General features: G+C 66.3%; 5 protein-coding genes. 2 read left to right on the top strand and 3 right to left on the bottom strand.

The annotated features are described in order from the left end of the window. The 3 genes from VIR09_RS07595 to VIR09_RS07585 all read right to left on the bottom strand — a co-directional run. Positions 1-1347: methyl-accepting chemotaxis protein (locus tag VIR09_RS07595; protein ID WP_332012321.1), on the bottom strand; the 1347-nt coding region annotated here is incomplete at its 3' end. 182 nt (positions 1348-1529) lie between these two features. Next, positions 1530-2240 carry a glutathione S-transferase gene (locus VIR09_RS07590; protein ID WP_332012320.1) on the bottom strand — a complete coding sequence of 237 codons (711 nt, stop codon included), beginning with the start codon at positions 2238-2240 and terminating at the stop codon, positions 1530-1532. Positions 2241-2302: 62 nt separating this feature from the next. Next, positions 2303-3370: a GlxA family transcriptional regulator gene (locus VIR09_RS07585; protein ID WP_207471885.1), complete on the bottom strand. Its 1068-nt coding sequence runs from the start codon at positions 3368-3370 to the stop codon at positions 2303-2305. Between the two features lie 139 nt (positions 3371-3509). On the opposite strand from VIR09_RS07585, the gene VIR09_RS07580 reads away from it, so the two are divergent. Further along, positions 3510-4562: an ABC transporter substrate-binding protein gene (locus tag VIR09_RS07580; RefSeq protein WP_332012319.1), complete on the top strand. Its 1053-nt coding sequence runs from the start codon at positions 3510-3512 to the stop codon at positions 4560-4562. A gap of 9 nt (positions 4563-4571) precedes the next feature. Beyond that, positions 4572-4909 (top strand): ABC transporter ATP-binding protein (locus VIR09_RS07575; RefSeq protein WP_332012318.1); only part of this gene is annotated, 338 nt, incomplete at its 3' end.

Genomic DNA, 4909 nt, shown 5'->3' with positions numbered 1-4909 from the left:
CACGGCGGCCGGCGGCGCGCTTCGCGCAGGCTCGCCGGCGCGCTGCGTGATGTCCTCGGTGACCTCGCCCAGCCTGGCGGATTGGGCCAGCGACACTTCCACCACCTCCGCCATGATTTCAGTCACGCGGCGCGACGACGCGACGATGTCGTCCATGGTCGTGCCGGCCGACTGCACCTGGCGTGCGCCGCTTTCTACCTGCTGTACCGAGGACGTGATCAGGTCCTTGATTTCCTTGGCCGCCGCCGCGCTGTTCTGCGCCAGGCTGCGGACCTCCGACGCCACCACGGCGAAGCCCTTGCCGTGCGAGCCGGCGCGCGCGGCCTCGACCGCGGCATTCAGCGCCAGGATGTTGGTCTGGAAGGCGATGCCGTCCATCACCCCGATGATTTCCGAGATGCGCCGCGAACTCTGGGTGATGCCGCCCATCGTCAGCACCACTTCCTGCACCGTATGGCCGCCTTGCTCGGCCACGCGACAGGCGTCCAGCGCCAGCGTATTGGCCTGCCCCGCGCGCTCGGCGTTTTCGGTCAGGCCCTGGACCGCAACGCGCAGGGTCTGGGCGGCGGTAAAGCGCCGCGTGATGTCGGTGGCGTACTTGACGACCTTCACCGGGCGGCCTTCGGCGTCGAAGATCGGGTTGTAGCTGGCTTCGATCCAGACCTGGCGGCCGCCCTTGCCTATGCGCAGGTACTGCCCGGTGTCGTGCTCGCCGTTGCGCAGCCTGCGCCAGAACTCCTTGTACGCCTGACCGCGCGCCTCTTCGGGCTGGACGAACATGCTGTGGTGCCGTCCCTGGATCTCGTCCGCGCGGTAGCCCACGGCGTCCAGGAACAGGTCGTTGGCGCGGACGATGGTGCCGTCGAGCTCGAACTCGATGATGGCCTGTACCTTGGAGATCGCCGCCAGCTGGCCTTCCACGTCCGCCTGCCGCTGCTGTTGCGCAGTGATGTCCACGGCGTACTTGACCACTTTGAGCAGCGTGCCGTGGCGGTCGAAGATCGGGTTGTAGGAGGCTTCCAGCCAGACGTCGCTGCCATCCTTGCGAATGCGGCGATAGCGCCCGGCATCGCGGCCGCCCTGCCGCAGGCGGTTCCAGAATTCCGCATAGGCGGCCGATCCACGCGCTGCCGGGTCGACGAACATGCGGTGGTGCTGCCCCGCGATCTCGTCCAGCGCGTAGCCCATGGTGTGGAGGAAGTTCGGGTTCGCCGCCAGGACGTGGCCGTCCAGGTCGAACTCGATGACGGCCTGGGCGTTGTTGATCGCAGCGATCTGCCCGAGCATGTCGGCCTTCTGCATGCCGCGGTCCGTGCGCAGCAGTTGGCTGAGGGTAATCCATCTCATCGTGACGTCTCCTACCCAGGGTGTGGGTGGCCTGATGCCGGTCGACCAATCTGCCGCGAGACAAATGGATATATTTTTATAACAATTTGCAAATATTTAATCTTAAAAATGAGCAGGTCTCAAGATTTTCAAGAGACTAGTCAAAAAAATCGGGATTCAGCAACACCAGGGTTTATCCCGACTCAAGCGGCGTCCAATTCGCGATATTGACGAAAGATTCCTTCGCCGAAAGGCAGGCGCCTGCCGCTCTCGAAGTAGGGCTGCAATTCCGGCAGCGACGCCACGCGCGCATGCAGCGCCATGACGTTCGGATAGCGCACGGCCAGGGTGGCCATGCGCTTGGGGAAGGCGAAAAGCAGGCCATCGACCAGGTGGAACAAGGACAGGTCCACATAGGTCCAGCGCTTGCCGCCCGCCAGCCATGCCTGCTCCCCACCCAGCACGCGTTCGAAGTAACCCAGGAACTTGGGCATTCGTTCTTCCCGGAAATTGCGTGCGCGGCGCGCAGCCTCGACCTTCTGGTCTTCGTAATACTCGCTGGCGGATATCGGATGATGCGTGTCGTGCGCTTCGGCCACCATGTCGGCGATGGTGAGCTGCAGCTGGTTCACCCACAACCGCCCTTCCAGCGAGTCCGGCGCCAGGCCATGCTTTTCGCCCAGGAACAGCAGGATGTTGGCGGTCTGTGCCAGCGTCATCTTGCCCGCCACCAGATAAGGCGGCGCGAACGGCGGATGCTTGCGCTCCGAGCTCAAGTCGGCGACCAGCGTGCCTTCATCCGCCCCGGCTTGGCGCGCGCATTCGCGATAGGGAATGCCGCCGGCTTCCAGGGCCAGGCGCACGAACTCGCCGCGCCCGGGTATGCCGTCCCAGTACCAAAGGTCATAGGTCATATCGTCTCCTTCCGTTGATAAGCCCAGGACCCTCCTGCTCCGGAACGAGCCGTGCACAGGCCCTAGGCGGGAAACACGCTGACTCCGCTGTCGCGATCCGCCGCCTGCTGATACTGCCGCGGCGACTGGCCGAAATGTGCGCGGAAATCGCGCGAGAAATGCGCGCCGTCGGCAAACCCGCAATCCAGCGCGATCTGCGTGATGCTGCTGGGATTGTTCAATAGCAGCCAACTGCCGTATTCCAGCCGCAACTGCCGCTGGAACGCCATGGGCGACATGCCGGTCGCCAGGCGGAATGCGCGCTCCAGCTGCCTGCGCCCCACGCCGACGTAGCGCGCGATCGCGTCCAGCGGCGGCGGGTTGTCGATGCGCTGCTCAATGAAATGCGCGGCCTGGCGCACGCGCAGGTCCTGGATGCCCGACAGGTCCGTGTGGAAATGCGCCTGCGGCACGCGGCCCGGGCGCACCCCTTGCAGCATCATGTGCCGCATCGCCTGCTGGGCCTTGTCGCGCCCGCAATGCCGCGCCACCAGGTACAGGGCCAGGTCGATTGCGGCCGTGGAGCCGGCGCAGGAAATCAGGTCGCCTTCGTCCACGAACAACCGGTCCACCACGGCGCGGGCCTGTGGAAAGCGCTCGCGGAAGGTGTCCAGCACGTTCCAGTGCACGCAAACCGTGCGCGGCCCGATGACGTCCGCCTGCGCCAGCGCGAAGGTGCCCGTGCATATGCCCAGCAGCCGCACGCGCTGCGCCGCCGCCAGCCGCAGCCAGTCGCGCAGGGGCTCGGGCAGGCGGCCGTTGAAGTAGTCGTTGCCGCCGCACACCGCCACATAGTCGAACTGGGTCGGGTCCTCGGGCAGGCCGTCGGCCACGTCTATGGTCAGGCCCGCGCTGCAGCAACGCGGCTTGCCGTCCCAGCTCATGACGCGCCAGGCGGTATGGATCTGGCGGCTGCGTCCGCCGTGGTCGCCCGCCAGCCGCAACACATCCACCAATCCGGCAAAGGCGGCCAGCGTGAACTGGTCCAGCAGCACGATGCCTACGGTCAGTGCGGGTTTCCCCTGGGGCAGGCCGCTGAACTCGTCGTCATAGGAGAAAGACGGCGCCGCGGCGGGTGTGGCAGTTTCCATGTCGCAATTATTCAAGTTTTTGTCCCAGGCCTTCAAGCTGGTTTTCCCGGGGATCGCCCAAGATGCACCTATGGCACCGTGCTGCCGCGCCCGCCGGCGCAGCCGCAACGGGCCGATAAATCGACAAGGGGAATCCGACATGGCAACACCTACCCGCAGCGCGATCCGCGCCGCCTTGCTGGGAGCCGGCCTGCTGCTCGCAGGCCCGGCGCTGGCCCAGCAGCAGAAGATCACCGTCGCCTGGTACGGCGGCAACTGGGGCGACGCGTTCCGCGCCTGCGTGGCCGAGCCCTACACCAAGGCGACCGGCGTGGCCGTGGTGCCGGAAGTAGGCACGTCCACCACTACGCTGGCCAAGCTGCAGCAACAGAAGGGCGCGCCCACCATAGACGTGGCCTGGATGGACGGCGGCATCAGCGAACTGGCCGCCGAAGCGGGCGTGCTGGACACGTTGGATCCCGCAGGCATACCCAACCTGAAGAACGTCATCGAGCAGGGCGTGTACCGCAACGGCGCTGGGGCCTACGCCGTCAGCACCGGCTACTACTCGCTGGGCATCGCCTACAACACCAAGGAAGTGCCGCAAGCGCCCACCAGCTGGAAGGACCTGTGGAAGCCCGAGTACGCGGGCGCCGTCGCCATTCCCTCGCCGGCGAACTCGTCAGGCGTGCCGTTCATCTTCTTCCTGGCGCGGGTGTTCTCCGTCGACCCGTCCAATCTGGCGCCGCTGTACGCCAAGCTGGCGTCGCTGGACACCGCGCTGTTCTTCGACAGTTCGGGCGCGGCCACCAACGCCTACCAGAGCGGCGAGGCCATCATCGGCGCGCACTTCAACGTGGGCGCCTGGGACTTGATCGACAAGGGCCTGCCCATCGGCTTCGCCGTGCCCAAGGAAGGCGCCTGGGCCACGGATGCGCGCCTGCATCTGGTGAAGAACGCACCGAACAAGGCGGCCGCGCAGAAGTTCATCGACACCGCTCTCACGCCGGATGCCGCCGCCTGCCTGGCCACGCGCCTGTACCTGGGCCCCGCCGTCAAGGACGTGCAGGTGTCCAAGGACGTGGCCCGCAAGCTGCCCTGGGGCGCGGACGGCTCGGTCAAGAACCTGAGCCTGTTCGACTGGAACCTCATCAACAGCCGCCGCGCCGAGGTCACGGACGCCTGGAACCGCCAGGTTGCCCGCAAGCGCTAGGGATAGAACATGTCCGCTTTGCTCACCATCGAAGGCGTGTCGATGCGCTTCGGCGCCTACCAGGCGCTGGACCGCATCGACCTGGAGATCCAGCAGGGGGAATTCGTGGCCCTGCTCGGTCCCAGCGGTTGCGGCAAGACCACCCTGCTGCGCTCGATCGCCGGATTCCTCAGGCCCGAATCCGGCCGCATCCTGATCGAAGGCCAGGACATCAGCCGCCTGGCCGCGCACCACCGGCCGCTGAATACCGTGTTCCAGAACTACGCGCTGTTCCCGCACATGAGCGTGCTGGAGAACGTGGCCTATGGTCCGCGGCGCCAGGGCGCGTCGCGGCAGGAGGCGGCCGG

Source organism: Achromobacter sp., assembly GCF_036567245.1.
GTDB lineage: Bacteria > Pseudomonadota > Gammaproteobacteria > Burkholderiales > Burkholderiaceae_B > Achromobacter.
The sequence above is the reverse complement of the archived record's forward strand: the minus strand, read 5'-3'. Positions and strand labels throughout refer to the sequence as shown.

Bases quoted from the DNA above. Each gene is read 5' to 3' on its own strand.
- VIR09_RS07590 (WP_332012320.1), bottom strand. From the start codon at position 2,240: ATGACCTATGACCTTTGGTACTGGGACGGCATACCCGGGCGCGGCGAG.
- VIR09_RS07585 (WP_207471885.1), bottom strand. From the start codon at position 3,370: ATGGAAACTGCCACACCCGCCGCGGCGCCGTCTTTCTCCTATGACGAC.
- VIR09_RS07580 (WP_332012319.1), top strand. From the start codon at position 3,510: ATGGCAACACCTACCCGCAGCGCGATCCGCGCCGCCTTGCTGGGAGCC.